The sequence below is a fragment of the Sphingomonas trueperi genome, from assembly GCF_040545965.1.
GTDB classification, from domain to species: Bacteria; Pseudomonadota; Alphaproteobacteria; order Sphingomonadales; family Sphingomonadaceae; genus Sphingomonas; species Sphingomonas trueperi_C.
In genome coordinates this window covers 43,028-59,422 of the sequence record NZ_JBEPMV010000001.1, presented here as the reverse complement: position 1 = coordinate 59,422, position 16,395 = coordinate 43,028, and the positions used below count along the sequence as shown (strand labels likewise).

At 67.2% G+C, this 16,395-nt stretch carries 17 protein-coding genes and 1 other annotated feature; of the genes, 10 read left to right on the top strand and 7 right to left on the bottom strand.

The window, feature by feature from the left end; translation table 11 throughout:
* Positions 1-38: 38 nt before the first annotated feature.
* Together lptG and lptF are read right to left on the bottom strand one after the other, a co-directional pair.
* Positions 39-1,136, bottom strand: a complete 1,098-nt coding sequence (gene lptG, locus ABIC35_RS00295; protein WP_121078148.1) for an LPS export ABC transporter permease LptG — start codon at positions 1,134-1,136, stop codon at positions 39-41.
* A complete protein-coding gene (gene lptF / locus ABIC35_RS00290; RefSeq protein ID WP_183049428.1) occupies positions 1,133-2,344 on the bottom strand; it encodes an LPS export ABC transporter permease LptF in 1,212 nt (403 codons plus the stop codon). The genes lptG and lptF overlap by 4 nt, the downstream gene beginning before the upstream one ends.
* Positions 2,345-2,535: 191 nt before the next feature.
* On the opposite strand from lptF, the gene obgE reads away from it, so the two are divergent.
* The 10 genes from obgE (at position 2,536) to ABIC35_RS00240 (ending at position 13,774) form a co-directional block, all read left to right on the top strand.
* Positions 2,536-3,591 carry a GTPase ObgE gene (obgE, locus tag ABIC35_RS00285; protein WP_121078146.1) on the top strand — a complete coding sequence of 352 codons (1,056 nt, stop codon included), beginning with the start codon at positions 2,536-2,538 and terminating at the stop codon, positions 3,589-3,591.
* 51 nt (positions 3,592-3,642) lie between these two features.
* Positions 3,643-4,383, top strand: a complete 741-nt coding sequence (locus ABIC35_RS00280; protein ID WP_121078144.1) for a suppressor of fused domain protein — start codon at positions 3,643-3,645, stop codon at positions 4,381-4,383.
* Positions 4,384-4,425: 42 nt separating this feature from the next.
* Positions 4,426-5,571 (top strand): glutamate 5-kinase, encoded by a 1,146-nt coding sequence (gene proB / locus ABIC35_RS00275; protein ID WP_121078143.1) that lies wholly within the window; start codon positions 4,426-4,428, stop codon positions 5,569-5,571.
* The gene (locus ABIC35_RS00270; protein WP_121078141.1) at positions 5,568-6,473 is read left to right on the top strand and encodes an NAD-dependent epimerase/dehydratase family protein; all 906 of its coding nucleotides are present in this window, start codon (positions 5,568-5,570) and stop codon (positions 6,471-6,473) included. Before proB ends, ABIC35_RS00270 begins: the two co-directional genes overlap by 4 nt.
* A 35-nt stretch (positions 6,474-6,508) precedes the next feature.
* Positions 6,509-8,062 (top strand): hypothetical protein, encoded by a 1,554-nt coding sequence (locus ABIC35_RS00265; RefSeq protein WP_121078139.1) that lies wholly within the window; start codon positions 6,509-6,511, stop codon positions 8,060-8,062.
* Positions 8,063-8,145: 83 nt separating this feature from the next.
* Entirely contained in the window at positions 8,146-8,388 is a 243-nt protein-coding gene (locus tag ABIC35_RS00260) for an acyl carrier protein (protein ID WP_066720263.1), read from the top strand.
* A gap of 5 nt (positions 8,389-8,393) precedes the next feature.
* Positions 8,394-9,596, top strand: coding sequence for a serine palmitoyltransferase (gene spt, locus ABIC35_RS00255; RefSeq protein ID WP_121078137.1), 1,203 nt, complete (start codon positions 8,394-8,396; stop codon positions 9,594-9,596).
* 44 nt (positions 9,597-9,640) lie between these two features.
* Positions 9,641-11,605: an ATP-binding protein gene (locus ABIC35_RS00250; protein WP_121078135.1), complete on the top strand. Its 1,965-nt coding sequence runs from the start codon at positions 9,641-9,643 to the stop codon at positions 11,603-11,605.
* Positions 11,606-11,657: 52 nt separating this feature from the next.
* On the top strand, positions 11,658-12,104 hold the full coding sequence (locus ABIC35_RS00245; RefSeq protein WP_121078134.1) for a VOC family protein: 447 nt from the start codon (positions 11,658-11,660) through the stop codon (positions 12,102-12,104).
* A gap of 61 nt (positions 12,105-12,165) precedes the next feature.
* Positions 12,166-12,221 (top strand) — a sequence feature (sul1 is cis-regulatory element that is thought to sense ions involved in sulfur or methionine metabolism; They are found in Alphaproteobacteria).
* A gap of 56 nt (positions 12,222-12,277) precedes the next feature.
* Positions 12,278-13,774: a SulP family inorganic anion transporter gene (locus ABIC35_RS00240; RefSeq protein ID WP_121078131.1), complete on the top strand. Its 1,497-nt coding sequence runs from the start codon at positions 12,278-12,280 to the stop codon at positions 13,772-13,774.
* A 14-nt stretch (positions 13,775-13,788) separates the two neighbouring features.
* On the opposite strand, the gene ABIC35_RS00235 is transcribed toward ABIC35_RS00240, so the two are convergent.
* The 5 genes from ABIC35_RS00235 to hspQ all read right to left on the bottom strand — a co-directional run bounded on the left by ABIC35_RS00235 (position 13,789) and on the right by hspQ (position 16,315).
* Positions 13,789-14,376: a TetR/AcrR family transcriptional regulator gene (locus ABIC35_RS00235; RefSeq protein ID WP_354278139.1), complete on the bottom strand. Its 588-nt coding sequence runs from the start codon at positions 14,374-14,376 to the stop codon at positions 13,789-13,791.
* 96 nt (positions 14,377-14,472) lie between these two features.
* Positions 14,473-15,018 (bottom strand): GNAT family N-acetyltransferase, encoded by a 546-nt coding sequence (locus ABIC35_RS00230; protein WP_183049427.1) that lies wholly within the window; start codon positions 15,016-15,018, stop codon positions 14,473-14,475.
* Positions 15,019-15,192: 174 nt separating this feature from the next.
* Positions 15,193-15,462, bottom strand: coding sequence for a 50S ribosomal protein L27 (gene rpmA, locus ABIC35_RS00225; RefSeq protein WP_064313800.1), 270 nt, complete (start codon positions 15,460-15,462; stop codon positions 15,193-15,195).
* Positions 15,463-15,492: 30 nt separating this feature from the next.
* Positions 15,493-15,798 (bottom strand): 50S ribosomal protein L21, encoded by a 306-nt coding sequence (gene rplU / locus ABIC35_RS00220; RefSeq protein ID WP_064313799.1) that lies wholly within the window; start codon positions 15,796-15,798, stop codon positions 15,493-15,495.
* Between the two features lie 136 nt (positions 15,799-15,934).
* Entirely contained in the window at positions 15,935-16,315 is a 381-nt protein-coding gene (gene hspQ / locus ABIC35_RS00215; RefSeq protein WP_093297460.1) for a heat shock protein HspQ, read from the bottom strand.
* Between the last annotated feature and the right edge of the window lie 80 nt (positions 16,316-16,395).

Here is a 16,395-nt window from a genome sequence, read left to right as displayed (position 1 = left end):
CGAAAGGGGCCTCAGGCGGGTGTCGCCGCCTGGATAGCCTATTCCTCGGTCCGCAACAGCACGGCTTCGCCGATCATCAGGAACAGCAGGAACGGGGCCCAGGCGGCGAGGAAGGGCGGGTAGGCGCCCAGATTGCCCATCGCCAGCGCGAAATTGTCGGCGACGAAATAGAGGAAGCCCAGCGCCATGCCGATCACGACGCGGACGAACAGCTTGCCAGAGCGCGCCAGGCCGAACGCCGAGACGCCGCCGAGCAGCGGCATCAGGAAGGCGGAGAGCGGCCCCGACAGCTTGTGCCACAGCGAGCCTTCCAGCGCCTTGGTTGGGCGGCCGGCGGCCTTCAGTTCGCCGATCGCTACGCTGAGCTCGCTGAACGAGCTTGAATTGGGATCGACATGGGCGAGGGTGAACTGGTCCGGCCGCACGCCCTGGCCGATGATCGTGTCGCCGACCGGAGTCAGCGTAGCGCTCGCCACTTCGAAGCGCTTGACCCCGTCGACGCGCCAGCCGTCGCCGGCGCGCACGCCGTGCTTGGCGGTGAGGATCGAGGCAAGCGAGCCCTTGTCGCGCTGGTAGACCGTGATGTCGTACAGCTGCGCCGCGTCGCCCTTGCCCTTGATCTGCTGGACGTTGATCAGATTGCCGCTCGCCTGCACCCACACATTGGCGCGGTCGCCGCGATCGATCGGGAGCGGGGCATATTCCACCTTTTTCCACTGCTCGAGCGTCGAGGTGGCGCGGCTGACGATGCGGTCGTTGAACGCGAAGGAAAGGCCGGCGACGACCAGGCCCGAGAGCATCAGCGGCGCCAGCACCTGATGGGCCGAGAGCCCGCCCGACTTCAGCGCGATGATCTCGCTGTTCTGGTTGAGCTGGGCGAGCGTGAAGATCGCGCCGCCCAGCACCGAATAGGGCAGGAAGGTCGAGATGATCTGCGGCACGCGCAGCGTCACATAGCGCAGGATCTCTGCATTGCCGTTGCCGGGATGGGCGAGGATGTTCGCGCTTTCGGTCAGCAGGTCGAGCGAGGTCAGCACCAGGACCAGTGCGCCGAGCAGCGCGAAGGTGCGGAACACGAACAGCCGCGCCATGTACAGCGACACGGTGGGCGAGGGGAACAGGCCGCGCAGGCTCATCGCGCCGCCTCCGCCTTGCGGCGCCGTCGCTTGGCCCCCGGCAGCAGCCGGCCGATCAGCTTGGCGGTCTTGGCGAAGACGCGTTCCAGCGCGCCGATCGGCTGCCCGCCGGGCACATAGGCGACGGTATAGTACATCCAGAAGGTCAGCCCCGCGAAGATCGAGAACGGCACCCATAGCGCGATGATCGGATCGATCAGCCCCAGGCTGCCCACGCCCTGCGCATATTCGTTCACCTTGTGATAGGTGACGATCATCAGGATCGACAGGAACACGCCGAGCATCGAGGTCGACCGCTTGGGCGGGATCGCCAGTGCCACCGCCAGCATCGGCAGCAGGAACATCGTCGTCACTTCCGCCATGCGATAATGGAAGGCCGAGCGGCTGGTTTCGCGATCGATCTCGTTCGCCGATCGGTTGCGGCCGATCACCGCCAGTTCGGGCAGGGTCCGCTCGATATTGCTGTCGCCGCGCTTGCGGAACTGCTCGTACTTCGGGAGCGGGATCGGCAGATTGTGGGTGGTGAAGGTCAGCACGCGCGGCACCGGCGAGCTCTTGTCGTAATGGACGAGCGTGCCGTTGGTCAGGCGGAAGATGATCGTGTCGGGATCGTCCGAGCGGAGGAACTGGCCCTTCTGCGCGGTCACCGCCAGCGGGGTACCGTCCTTGTTGGTCATCTCGACGAAGATTCCGCGCAGGTCGCGGCCTTCGTCCTGGCTCGATTCGATGCGCAGCGTCATTTTCGAGCCGAAGCTGGTGAACTCGCCGACCTTGATCGAGGCGCCCAGCGCGCCCGAGCGCAGCTCGAAGCGCAGCTGCTCGTAATTGTAGCGCGAGGTGGGCTGAACGAAGCCGACGATCGCGAAGTTCACCGCCGCCAGCACGATCGCGTACATATAGGGCACGCGCAGCAGCCGGGTGTAGCTGACGCCCACCGCGCGCAGCACGTCGAGCTCGGACGAGGTGGCGAGCCGGCGGAAGGCGAGCAGCACGCCGAGCATCAGCCCGATCGGGATGCCGAGGCCGAGATATTCGGGCAGCAGGTTGGCGAGCATGCGCCACACCACGCTCACCGGGCCGCCTTCGGTCGCGACGAACTCGAACAGCCGCAGCATGCGATCGAGCACGAGCAGCATCGCGGAGATGATCAGGGTAGAGATCAGCGGCACCGCGATCAGCCGCGCCATGTAGCGATCGATCGAATTCATGCTGTTCGCTGAACGTCCTTCAGAGCTTGGATCCTTGCGCCCCTGAAACGGAAAACGGGCGGAAACGATCCGGTCGCGTATAGCCGTGCTGAACGCCGATGCCACCCGGAAAGTGTCATGGCGTTAGCCACATTGCCGGCAGGGGTGCTGCCGGGGGTGACGAAATTGCGCCGAACGTATATGGGCCCGCGATGCATTTCCTCGATCAAGCCAAGATTTTCGTCCGCTCGGGTGCCGGCGGACCCGGTGCCGTGAGCTTCCGCCGCGAAAAGTTCATCGAATATGGCGGCCCTGACGGCGGCAATGGCGGCAAGGGCGGCGACATCGTCTTCGAGGCGATCGCCGGCCTCAACACGCTGATCGACTTCCGCTACACCCAGCATTTCCGCGCCCCGCGCGGGAGCGGGGGCTCGGGCTCGAACCGCACCGGTGCAGGCGGCGAAGACCTGGTGATCAAGGTGCCGATCGGCACCCAGATCCTCGCCGACGATGACGAGCGCACGCTGCTGGCCGACCTCACTCAGGAAGGCCAGCGCATCGTCTTCCTGCGCGGCGGCGACGGCGGCCGCGGCAACGCAACCTACAAGACCTCGACCAACCGCGCGCCCCGCCAGCACGGCACCGGCTGGCCGAGCGAGGAAGCCTGGGTCTGGCTGCGCCTCAAGCTGCTCGCCGATGCTGGGCTGGTCGGGCTGCCCAATGCCGGCAAGTCGACCTTCATCAACGCCGTGACCAATGCGCAGGCCAAGGTGGGCGCATATGCCTTCACCACCACGCGGCCCCAACTGGGCGTGGTGCGCCACAAGCAGCGCGAGTTCGTGGTCGCCGACATCCCCGGCCTGATCGAAGGCGCGGCCGAAGGGGCCGGCATTGGCGATCGCTTCCTTGGCCATATCGAGCGTTGCCGCGTGCTGCTGCACCTGATCGACGCCAATGACGAGGACGTGGCGACCAGCTACCGCATCGTCCGCGACGAACTGGAAGCCTATGGCGGGGGCCTGTCCGAGAAGCCGGTGGTAGTCGCGCTCAACAAGATCGACACGCTCGACGACGAACTGATCGCGGCGCTCTCGGCCGAACTCGAAGAAGCGAGCGGCGCGCAAGTCATTCCGTTGTCCGGCGCCGCAGGTACCGGCGTCGACTGGGTGCTCGACCAGTTGCTCGAAGTGATCGGCCCGAACGAGAACCGTGCGGCCGACGAAAGCTTCGAAGATGGTGAAGAACCTGTTCAATGGTCGCCGGTCTGACGCATTTCTAGGGCAACGCTTCCCGCCTGATTCCTTTCGGGAGAGATGCGGATGGGTGCGTTCGGCTGGTTGCGTGGGCTATTTGGTGCGAAGCCGCAGGCGGTTAGCTGCCCTGAGCCACACCGAATCGCCAGCGTCGCCGAACGCTCGGCCGAGGCGCGCGGCCGGTTCTGGTCGGCACTGGGCCCGGCGAGCGACCGCATCCTTTCGTCCGCGCCGGCCGGTTCGCTCTGGCCGGGCGGGCACGAGGCGTACCGGCTGATTCACCGCGGCAACGCGATCCTGCTCGCGACCGACGGCCTGTCCGATCCGTTCGATGAAAGCGCGACGGCCAACGGCTTCGAGATCGAGCTGTTTGTCGAGGGGCCAGGCGAGGGCGCGCCCGCGCAGGTGGCAGGCGATGGCTGGATGCTCGAGGTGCTGCGCCGGGTGGCTGCGATCGTTGCCGAGGAGCAGGGCATCCTGCGCCCGCTCGAACGCCACGGCCCGATCCCGCTCGAACTCACCAACGTCTCCAGCTCGGCGGCAATTGCCGCGCGGCTGCCCGCGCATTTCCTCACCGCCGACGACGTGCTCGGCGTGATGATCGGCGGCCCCGAGCCCGATTTCGACACGCGGATCGAGGATATGCCGCTCTCCCCGGTCCGCGCGGTCCCCGTGGTGCTGCTTACCGCCGCCGAGCTTGGCGAGATCCGCGCCGGCGACAGCGACACCCGCGACGCGGTGATCGCGCGGCTCAAGGCAACCGGCGTCGGCCATTGCAGCGACCTTCAGCGCGAATCGATCGTCTGATCGGCTTGGCAGATGCCGAACCGCACCGCTAAGAGCGCTACCATGTCCGCGCTTGCCCGCCATGCCGACGCCATCGGTTTCAGCCCCTCGACCTGCGGCCGGCTGGTCGTGAAGGTGGGCTCCTCGCTGCTCGTCGACCGCGAGGGGCAGATCCGCCGCGACTGGCTGGCGGCGCTGGTCGCCGATCTCGGCGCCCGGGCGCGCGAGGGGCAGCAGCTCGTCATCGTCTCCTCGGGCGCGATCGCGCTCGGCGCGCGGCGGCTCAAGCTGCCCAAGGGCGGCCGGGCGAGCCTCGAGGATGCGCAGGCCGCCGCCGCCACCGGCCAGATCGCGCTGTCGAGCATCTGGGCCGAGCTGCTCCACGACCAGGGGATGACCGCCGCGCAGATGCTGGTGACGCTCGACGACCTTGAGGATCGGCGGCGTTACCTCAACGTCTCGGCGACGCTGGACCGGCTGCTCCGCCTCGGCGTGGTGCCGGTGATCAACGAGAATGATTCGGTGGCTACGGAAGAAATCCGCTTCGGCGACAATGATCGGCTCGCCGCCCGCGTAGCCAGCGCCGCCAACGCCGAGGGTGTGGTGCTGCTCTCCGATGTCGACGGGCTCTATACCGCCAACCCCAACACCAACCCCGAGGCGCAGCTGATTGAGCTGGTCGACGTGATCGACGAGCGGATCGAGGCGATGGCCGATCGCGGCTCGGCCTCGGGCATGGGATCGGGCGGCATGGTGTCGAAGATCGAGGCGGCGCGGATCGCGACCAGCGCGGGCGCGCATCTCGCCATCGCCGATGGTCGGGTCGAGCATCCGCTGGCACGTCTCGCGGCGACGCGGCGGGGCACGCTGTTCCTGGGACAGAAGGGTGCGGCGGCACGCAAGGCGTGGCTGCGCGGCGGGCTCACCGCCAAGGGCGCGATCCATATCGACGAAGGCGCGGCACAGGCACTGAAGGAAGGCCGCAGCCTGCTCTCGGCCGGGGCGACCCGTGTCGAGGGCCGCTTTGCGCGCGGTGATCTCGTGGTGGTGGTGGGGCCGGACGGCAAGCATCTCGCCCGAGGGCTGGCCGAATATGGCCATGTCGATGCCTCGCGCATTGTCGGCCGGCGGAGCGAGGAGCTGGTCGAGATCCTCGGCTATGCCCCGCGCGCGGCACTGGTCCACCGCAGCCACATGGCGCTGCTGTGAGCGTGTTCGCCGTCACCGGCGGCACCGGCTTCGTCGGATCGCGGCTGATCGAGCTAGCGCTGGAGGCCGGGCATCAAGTCCGTGCGCTCACCCGCCGCGACCAGCCGGCGCGCGACGGTGTGACCTGGATCCGCGGCGATCTCGATGCGACCGCGGCGCTTACCGAGCTGTGCACCGGTGCCGATGCCGTCATCCATGTCGCCGGGGTGGTCAACGCGCCCGATCGCGAGGGCTTCGCGCACGGCAACATCACCGGCACCGCCAACATGCTCGCCGCGACCAGGCAGGCAGGCGTGCGCCGCTACGTCCATGTCTCCTCGCTCGCCAGCCGTGAGCCCGAGCTTTCGGCCTATGGCTGGTCCAAGGGTGAGGCCGACAAGCTGGTGCGCGCGTCGGGACTCGACTGGACGATCGTCCGCCCGCCGGCGATCTATGGTCCGGGCGATCTGGAGATGCTGGAGCTGTTTCGCGTCGCCCGCTTCGGGCTGGCGCTGCTGCCGCCGGGTGGCCGGATCTCGGTGATCGAGGTCGGCGATCTCGGCCGGCTTCTGCTGGCGCTCGCCGCAGCCGATCGCTTCCCCGGCGAGATCGACCCTGATGATGGCCGGGCAGGGGGCTGGACCCATCCGGAGTTCGCCCGCGCGATCGGCCGCGCCGTGGGGCGGAAGGTGCTGGCATTGTCGCTGCCCAGGGTGGTGCTGATGGGCGGCGCCTATGTCGACCGGGCACTGCGCGGCAAGCGCGCCAAGCTCACCCCCGATCGCGTCTCCTATTTCTGCCATCCCGACTGGGTGGCGAACCCGGCCAACCGTGCGCCCGCGAACCTCTGGACGCCGCAGGTCGAGACCGAGGCCGGGCTGGCGGAAACCGCGCGCTGGTACCGGGCTAAGGGGCTGCTCTGAGCCCGAACGGGGCTTAACCACTCTATAAAGGGGGCATGTGGAACGCCCCGATCAAGCTCATCCTCTGGGACCTCGACGACACGCTGTGGCAGGGCACGCTCGCCGACGGCGATGCGGTTGCGCTGTTCGAGCGGCGCGCCGAGATGGTCCGCGCCTTCAACGCGCGCGGCGTGGTCTCCTCGATCTGCTCGAAGAACGACTTCGACGCGGCGAAAGCGCGGCTGGAGGCGTTCGGGCTGTGGGACGAATTCGTCTTCCCGCACATCGCCTTCACCCCCAAGGCCGAGGCGATCCGCGGCCTCATCGCGGACATGCAGCTGCGCGCGGTCAACGTCCTCTTCATCGACGACAACCCGCACAATCTTGCCGAAGTGCGCCACGCACTGCCCGAGATCCAGACGCTCGACGCAACGGCCGCGGATGCCGACGAACAGCTCGCCGGCCTGCTCGCGCTGCAGACCGGCACGCGCAGCCGCGTCGCCGAATATCGCATCCTCGAAGCCAAGAAGCGCGACCGCGGCGCGGTGGCGGGCCAGTCCAACGAGGCGTTCCTGCGTGCCTCCGGCCTGTGCGCCTGCGCGCCGTTCCTGATGGACAATCTCGAGTTCGTGCCGCGCATCGCCGAGCTGATCAACCGCGCCAACCAGCTCAACTACACCCAGTCGCGCGTCTATCCCGCCCAGCTCGAAGCGGATATCATCAACGTCACCCGGCACGACAGCTGGTCGATTTTCGCCTGGGACAAATATGGCCGCTACGGGCTCGTCGGCTTCGTGATGTACGACCGCGTCGACCAGCGGCCGGTGCACTTCACCTTCTCGTGTCGCGCGATGCACATGGGGCTGGAGGAATATGCGCTCGACAAGATCCGGGTGAATTGGCCGAACGCGGATTTCAGCACGTTCAACGGGCGGTTCAGCCGGGTGAAGCCCGATTGGATCGAGGACCATGGCTTTGACGAGCCCGAAGTCCGCGCCGCGATCCGTGCCGAACTCAGCGGCCAGTCGGCAGGCGAGGCGGGCATCCGCATCATGTTCGATTGCCAGTCCGGCGGCATCGCGCATTACAGCCGGTTTCGCCCGGCGATCGACTTCGACAACAATCCGCGGCTGTTCGCGCTGCGGATGATGGACGACGACAGCTACAAGGCGCAGCACTTTCCGCCCTTCCTCGTCTATGGCGCTACCATCGATTATCTGGACAATCGATGGCCGGGGAAGTGGCACCTGCTGGAACGCGGGATCTATCAGAAATGCGTTCTGCGGCTGTGCATCCACTTGATGGAGAACGACCTGCGCATGCTGGTGGTGCTGCCTCCCGAGGACGCGCCGATCGAGAAATACCGCCTGGGCCTCAACCATTCGCCCGAGCGCTGCCGGCTGTTCAACGCGATCTGGCGGCAGGTGGCGCGCGAGAATCCCGGCCGCATCTTCGTCCTTGAAGTGGCGGACCTGCTCGATAGCCAGGACGAGATGGCGGACGTGACCCATTTCCACCCGGGCCTGCTCCAGAAGATCGCGCGGCAGATGGACCTGTGGGTGCACGGCATGCTCACCGCGGGCAGCGAGGATGCGGCGGCGGCGGCCTGACCTTTGGGGCACTGCCCCGCCACGGGCCCGCTTTCGCCGCATTCGCTTGGCACCTGCGGCCGATCAATCTAAGGACCGGCCGCATGACTGACCGTGCAGAAATCTTCGACATCGTCGCCGCGCAGATCGAGCCCTTCAACAAGAAGGGCGTCGCGCTTTCCGAAACCACCACCTTCGCCGGCGATCTCGAATGGGACAGCCTGACGGTGATGGATTTCGTCGCCGCGATCGAGGACGAGTTCGACATCGTCATCACCATGAACATGCAGGCCGAGATCGAGAATGTCGGCCAGCTGGTCGACGCCGTGCAGAAGCTCAAGGGCTGATCGCCATGACCGACCTGATGAGCAAGTTCGACGGCCTCATCGCCGAGCGCCAGGCGCTGCTCGACAGCGGCGTGATCGATCCGTTCGCGATCGTGATGGAGCAGGTCAAGTCGCCGACCGAGGCGGTGATCAAGGGCAAGGATACGATCCTGCTCGGCACCTACAACTATATGGGGATGACGTTCGATCCGGACGTGATCCAGGCCGGCAAGGACGCGCTCGATCAGTTCGGTTCGGGTACCAACGGCAGCCGCATGCTCAACGGTACCTTCCGTGACCATATGGAAGTCGAGCAGGCGCTGCGCGACTTCTACGGCGTGTCGGGCGCGATCGTGTTCTCGACCGGCTACATGGCCAATCTTGGCATGATCTCGACGCTCGCCGGCAAGGGCGAGTACATCATCCTCGACGCCGACAGCCACGCCTCCATCTATGACGGCTGCAAGCAGGGCAATGCGGAGATCGTCCGCTTCCGCCACAATGACGTGACGGACCTGGACAAGCGCCTCGGCCGCCTGCCGGCCGAAGCCGGCAAGCTGGTGGTGCTGGAGGGCGTCTATTCGATGCTCGGCGACATCGCGCCGCTGAAGGAGATGGTCGCCGTCGCCAAGAAGCACGGCGCGATGGTGCTGGTCGACGAAGCGCATTCGATGGGCTTTTTCGGCCCCAATGGCCGCGGCGTGTACGAGGACCAGGGGCTGGAAGCGGACGTCGATTTCGTCGTCGGCACCTTCTCCAAGTCGGTCGGCACCGTCGGCGGCTTCTGCATCTCGAACCACCCGAAGTTCGAGGCGATCCGGCTGGCCTGCCGCCCGTACATCTTCACCGCCTCGCTGCCGCCCAGCGTGGTGGCGACCGCGGCGACCTCGATCCGCAAGCTGATGTACGCGCATAACAAGCGCGCGCATCTGTGGGAAAACGCCCGCACGCTGCACGGCGGTTTGAAGGAAATGGGCTTCAAGCTGGGCACGGAAACGGCGGAAAGCGCGATCGTCGCGGTGATCCTGGAGGACCAGGAGCAGGCGGTGATGATGTGGCAGGCGTTGCTGGAGAACGGCCTGTACGTCAACATGGCGCGCCCGCCGGCGACTCCGGCCGGCACCTTCCTGCTGCGCTGCTCGCTCTGCGCCGAGCATCGCCCCGAGCAGATCGAGCGCGTGCTGGGCATGTTCCGCGCGGCCGGCCAGGCCGTGGGCGTCATCGCCTAACCGGCCTTTTCACTTTCGTCCCAAGCGCCTAGAGTCGGGCCCGGATGAGCGAAGCGATCCCGTCTCTGGAGCGTTCGGTTCACGCAAAGAACTGGCGCCTGGTCCTGCTGGGTGCCCTGGCGGTGGCCGGGGTGCTCGTGCTCGGCGCGCTGATCCTGATCCAGCAGCGCACCGATCTCGAGCGCGACCGGGCGATCGCGCTCCAGCAACATAGCTTCGAAGTAATCCTGCGCGCCAACCAGCTTTCCGGCGGCATCGCCTCTGCCGAGGCGGCGCTGGGGCGCTATGTGGTGAGCGCCGATCGTAACCTGGGCCAGCAATATAGCGATCAATGGGGCAAGGCCGGCGAGCAGCTCCAGCGGCTGCGCCAGTTGACCGGCGACAACTCCACGCTGTTCGCCCAGGTCCGCCAGCTCCAGCGCGTGTTCGCCGAGCGCGGCAAGGAGCTGGACGCGACCGCGCTCTACACCACCTACAAGCGCAACAACGACGCCTACGGCGCCTATTACCAGGTCCGTGAGAGCCCGGCGCGCAAGCAGGTCGAAGCGATCCTCGACGATATCGTCGAGCAGGAACGACGGCTGCTGCGCGATCGCACGCGCGCCGCCGCGCAGTTGATCGAGAACAGCAGCTATGCCTCGCGCGTGCTCAGCGGCTTCGGTCTGGTGATCGCGCTGGGTGCGGTCATCTTCGGCTGGCTGGCGATCGAGGCACAGGGCGACCGCGCCCTCGCCGATGCCGACGCCGCCTGGGAGCGCGAACGGACCGGGCAATTGCGCGAAGCCGTCGCTGCCGCCACCGCCCAGCTGCGCGAGGAAGCGCGTGAGCGCGAGGTCGCCGAGGCCAAGCTCCGGCAGGCGCAGAAGATGGACGCGGTCGGCCAGCTCACCGGCGGCATCGCCCATGATTTCAACAACATGCTGGCAGTAGTGCTGGGCGGGGTGGAACTGGCGCGGCGCCAGATCGAAAGCGATCCCCGCGAAGCCGCACGCCATCTCGACAATGCGATGGAGGGCGCCCACCGCGCCGCCGCGCTCACCCGCCAGCTGCTCGCCTTTTCGCGCTCCGAATCGCTGGCGCCCGAGCCGGTCGATGCTGGCGCGCTGATCCGCGGCATGCGCGACCTGCTCGATCGCACGCTGGGCGATGCGATCCGGGTGGAGGCGCAGGATCGCGGCATGGGCTGGCGGATCTGGGTCGATCGCCACCAGCTAGAGAACGCGGTGCTCAACCTGGCGGTCAATGCGCGCGACGCGATGAACGGGCGCGGCACGCTGGTGATCACTACCGGCGAATCGCGGCTCGCCGCCAACGAGGTCGGGCATTGCGCGGCGGGCGACTATGTCTCGGTGGCGGTGCGTGATTCGGGCTGCGGCATGACCCCGGAGGTGCTGGAGCGCGTGTTCGAGCCCTTCTTCACCACCAAGCCGGTGGGCAAGGGCACAGGGCTGGGGCTCAGCCAGATCTTCGGCTTTGTCCGCCAGTCTGGCGGCGGCATCGCGATCGAGACCGCGCCCGATGCAGGCACCACGGTGACGCTGTACCTGCCGCGCTACAAGGGCGCGCTGACCGGCAGCGCCGCCGCGCCCGTTGTGATCGAGGCGGCGGAGGAGAAGGCGGGCGACAGCTACGACATCCTGGTCGTCGAGGATGATCCGCGCGTGCTGGCGGCGACCCTGGCCGCGCTGCGCGAACTGGGCCACCGCGCGGTGGGCTGCGCCGATCCGCTGCACGCCCCGACCGCGATCGAGGCGATGGCCTCGCTCGACCTGGTGATGACCGACGTGCTGATGCCCGGCCAGACCGGCCCGGAGATGATCGCCGCTGTCGAGGCGACGCTGCACGGCGTCGCTGTGCTGTTCGTCACCGGCTTCACCGGCGAGGCGAGCGCCGAGCAACTTCGCGACCGCCCGGTGCTGCGCAAGCCGTTCACCGTCGCGGCACTCTCGCGTGCCGTGCGCGAGGCGGTGGCGGGCGAAGCGCAGCGGATGGGGCAGGCGGCGGAGTAGGCGCGGGGCGGTACGGCGTATCCAGTGCGTTCGATTCGATCGGGAAGACGGCATGCGCAGCATCGGAATCGGAATTTTATTGGCCGGGCTGGTCGCGATCCTCGCGCCAGCCGCGGCGCAGGCGCAGGCGGGGCACATCACCGGCATCGGAGGCGTCTTCGTTACCAGCAAGGATCCCAAGGCGCTGGCCGCCTGGTACCGCGACGTGCTGGGAATCGCCGTCGAACCTTGGGGCGGTGCCATGCTGCGCTACGATGCGCCGGAACATCCACCGGTGGCGGTGTGGACGGTACTCCGCGAGACCAGCCCGCAGATCGCGCCGTCACCGCGCGGCTTCATGCTCGATTTCGCGGTCGACGATCTCGACGCCATCGTCGCGCGGCTGGAAGCGAAGGGGGTGAAAATCCTGAAGCGGACCAGCGACGAGACGGGCAAGTTCGCCTGGATCCTCGATCCGGACGGCACGAAGATCGAGCTCTGGCAGCCCCTAAGTCGTTGAAGCGCCGTACCGGAGGCGATGTTGCCTCCCGGGCTTCCAGCGTCTATGGCGACCGCATTCGCAAGGACCCGGTGCAATTCCGGGTGGCTATTCCGGCCGCCGATCCGCCGGACAACAACACGCACCGAAGCTGACGCGCCGCCTGGCGCCACGTGCCCTGTTGTGGATTTTCAATGACCTTCGATTTTTCTGCTTATCTGCGCCAATGGCGCACGGACGGCGCCGGCGCGCGCCGTGACATCCTGGCCGGCATCGTCGTCGCGCTGGCGCTGATCCCCGAGGCGATCGGCTTTTCGATCATCGCCGGCGTCGATCCGCGCGTGGGACTCTACGCCTCGGTCGCCATCGCCATGACGATCGCGCTGATCGGCGGGCGGCCGGGAATGGTCTCGGCCGCGACCGCCGCCGTGGCAGTGCTGGTCGGCCCGCTCGTCCGGGCACAGGGCGTCGAGTATCTGTTCGCCGCGACCATCCTGATGGGGCTGATCCAGATCGCCGCCGGGCTGCTGCGGGTGCATCTGGTGATGCAGTTCGTCTCGCGCTCGGTGATCACCGGGTTCGTCAACGCGCTCGCCATCCTGATCTTCCTGGCGCAGCTGCCCCAGCTCACCCATGTCGGCTGGCAGACCTATGCCATGGTCGCCGGCGGGCTGGCGATCATCTACGGCTTCCCCCGGCTGACCAAGGCGGTCCCGTCGCCGCTGGTCGCCATCCTGGTGCTCAGCGCGATCAGCATCGGGCTGGGTCTGCAGGTCCACACCGTAGGGGATATGGGCAAGCTGCCCGAGGGGCTGCCCAGCTTCGCGCTGCCGCAGGTGCCGCTGACGCTGGAGACGCTGCGAATCATCTTCCCCACCGCGCTGACCATGGCGGCAGTAGGGCTGCTCGAATCGCTGCTCACCGCGCAGATCGTCGACGACATGACCGACACGGACAGCGACAAGCGGCAGGAATGTGCGGGGCAGGGCGGCGCCAACATCGTCGCCGCGCTGTTCGGCGGCATGGGCGGCTGCGCGATGATCGGCCAGTCGGTGATCAACGTCACCTCGGGCGGGCGCAGCCGGCTGTCAACCTTCGTCGCCGGCGCCTTCCTGCTGTTCCTGCTGGCGGTGCTGGGCCCCTGGGTGGGCCGGGTGCCGATGCCGGCGCTGGTCGCGGTGATGATCATGGTGTCGATCGGCACGTTCAGCTGGAACTCGATCGCCAATCTGCGCCGCCATCCACCGACCTCTTCTGCGGTGATGCTGGCGACGGTGGTGGTCGTCGTGGCGACCCGCGACCTGTCGATGGGCGTGCTGGCGGGCGTGCTGCTCTCGGGCATCTTCTTCGCCGGCAAGGTGCAGCGGATGTTCGCGGTCGAGCGGGTTCTTTCCGCCGACGGCAGCGTGGCGACCTACCGCGTGGCGGGCGAGATCTTCTTCGCCTCGGTCGAGCGCTTCACTCGCGCGTTCCAGGCGGAACGCGTCGCGGACGCGGTGCGGATCGACGTGTCCGCGGCCCATTTCTGGGACATCTCCGGCGTCGCGGCGCTCGACAAGATCGTCGCGCGGCTGCGGCGCGAGGGGCGGTCGGTCGAGGTGGTCGGCTATAACCGTGCCAGTGCCGACATCGTCGATCGGTTCGCGCTGCACGACAAGACCGGCGTGGAGCTGGGCGTGGTGCCGCACTGACGGCGGCGGGGCGGCTAGTCGGCCGCCTCGATCCGCGCGCGCAGCATCGTCGCCGCCAGCTCGCGGGCCTTGTCGCGGGGGAGGCCCAGGGCGCGGGCCATGGGGGCTCCGAGCAGCGCGTCCCCCAGCGCCATCAGGGTGAGCTGCAGCGTTTCCTCGCGCAGCGGGGCGCGGGCGTCCTCGCCTTCGCTGATCCGGTCGACCAGCCGGTGGATCGCCTCCAGGATCGGATCGAGCGCATCCTGATTGCCGGTGAGCAGCATCCAGCTCGCGAGTGCGCCGGCGCCTTCGCGGCCGAACGCGTCGAAGGTGAGGGCGACGACTTCGCGCAGGTCATGGTCGGTCGTGCGGGCGCGCAGCACCGCCTCGCCGATCTTGGCGGTCACCGCCTCGGCCATGCTCGCGGCAAGCGCCTTTTGCAGCCCTGCCGCGGAGCCGAAATGGTGGAGCAGATTGGCATGCGTCCGCCCGATCCGCGCGGCGACCGCCTTGAGCGTCACCGCTTGCGGCCCGTCCTCGATCAGCAGCGCGCGTGCCGCTTCCAGCGCCGCGTCTCGCGATTCTTCAGGGGAGAGGCGCCGGCGCACCACGGTGCTCGTCAAACTGTTGGCCTTGTGTCCATATGTTGCCGGCTTAGTCGAGCTTGCGCGCCGGGGGAAGCGGCCTCCCCGGTGGTCGCGGAGAGGCCGGAGGTAGCATTACGCCGCGAGGCGGGGTTCCGGGCCCGATCGGCAGTCGTCGGCGTCGAGATCGAGCTCGAAGCCGATGCACGCCATCTCGCAGCCGCGGCCCTTGGACCAGATCGGCTCGACACGGCCGGTCGGCTGGAAGCCCAGCTTGCGCAACACGTGTCCCGAGGCGGGGTTGTCGACGGCGTGGCGCGAGGTCACCCGCCGGATGCCCGATGCGCGCGCTGCCGCGAGCACGCCGCGTCCCGCTTCGGTGGCATAGCCTTTGCCCCAGGCCGACGGCGTGAACCAATAGCCGAGCTCATGCTGCTCGTCCCCGGCGCTGTCGATGCCGACGCAGCCGATCAGTGCCACGCTGCCGCCCTGGTGCTCGAACACCAGGAAGCGCGTGTCGGTCCAATGCGCAAGGAAGGTCTCGGCCGCTTCGATCGAATAGGGCCAGGGCACGCGCGACAGATTGCGCACGACCGCCTCATGATCGATAGCCCGGGCCAGGGCAGGGGCGTCCTCAGGCCAGCCGGGACGTAACGTCAATCTCTGGGTCCGCACGAACATGACCACCACTCCTCGGTCCTGCAGCTCCCCACGCCGTTTCCATGGTGTGTAGGTGTTGCGCTGCGATTGCAGGGAGCATGAAAAAAGGGAGACCGGGGCGACCCGTCTCCCTTTTTCGGTTGGTTCATCCGAACCCGGGTCGCCCTGGTGGGCAACCCGTGCGGTCACCCGATGTTATTCGGCTGCCTCGGCAATCATGTCTACGGAGCAGAACTTGCGACCAAGCTTGCCTTCCTTGAACGACACGCGGCCTTCGACGAGCGCGAAAAGGGTATGGTCCTTGCCCATGCCCACGTTCACGCCCGGGTAAAATTTGGTGCCGCGCTGACGCACGAGGATGTTGCCGGCGAGAACCGTCTCGCCGCCGAACTTCTTCACGCCAAGACGGCGGCCAGCAGAGTCGCGACCGTTGCGGGACGAGCCGCCTGCCTTCTTATGTGCCATTGTCTATACTCCTCGTGTCTCGTCAGTCGCTTACTTGGCCGCGCCGATAGCAGTGATCTTGAGGATCGTGTGCTGCTGGCGATGACCGTTCTTGCGGCGATAGTTGTGACGACGACGCTTCTTGAAGACGATGACCTTCTCGCCCTTCGCCTGCGCGACGATTTCGGCCGAAACGGTCAGACCGTCGGTAGCCTTCAGCTCGCCGCCTTCGCCGGCCAGCAGGACATCGCCCAGCGTCACCGACGAACCGGCTTCGCCATCGAGCTTCTCGACGACGATCTTGTCTCCTGCGGCAACGCGATACTGCTTGCCGCCCGTGCGCACGATAGCGAACATCGGTCTCTTCTCTGGTTCAAATGCATGTGCCCGCCAAGGTTGCACCTCGGCAGGAGGAAGGGCGCAACTATGCGAGGGGGGCAGGAATGTCAACCGTTCCGCAAGACGAAACTGCGATTTTCCGAGTCACGCGCGCTTAATGGCGGTGGTTGGGCTTCAGCCGGTAGCGTCCCGCGTCGAAGCTGTCGAAAAGCCCGCTGATTCCGGGATGATCGACCGGCTCGTCGCTGTCGTCGGCCACCAGATTCTGCTGGCTGACATAGGCGATATAGGTCGAATCGGCATTTTCGGCGAGCAGATGGTAGAAGGGCTGGTCCTTGGCCGGCCGCATGTCGACGGGAATCGAATCATACCATTCGTCGCTGTTCGCGAAGACCGGGTCGACATCGAAGATCACGCCGCGGAAATCGAGCAGGCGGTGGCGAACCACGTCGCCGATGGCGAAGCGCGCGCTGGCGATCGGCGGCATCGGCGTGCCCGAGTCGATGGAAAGAAGCGAACCATTGGTTTCTGACATGGCACCAATCTAGGGTTGCGGAGGCGCAACGGCAACGGTGGCGCGGCGGTGCGTTCCCGATCCGGGAAGGGGCAGGGGCG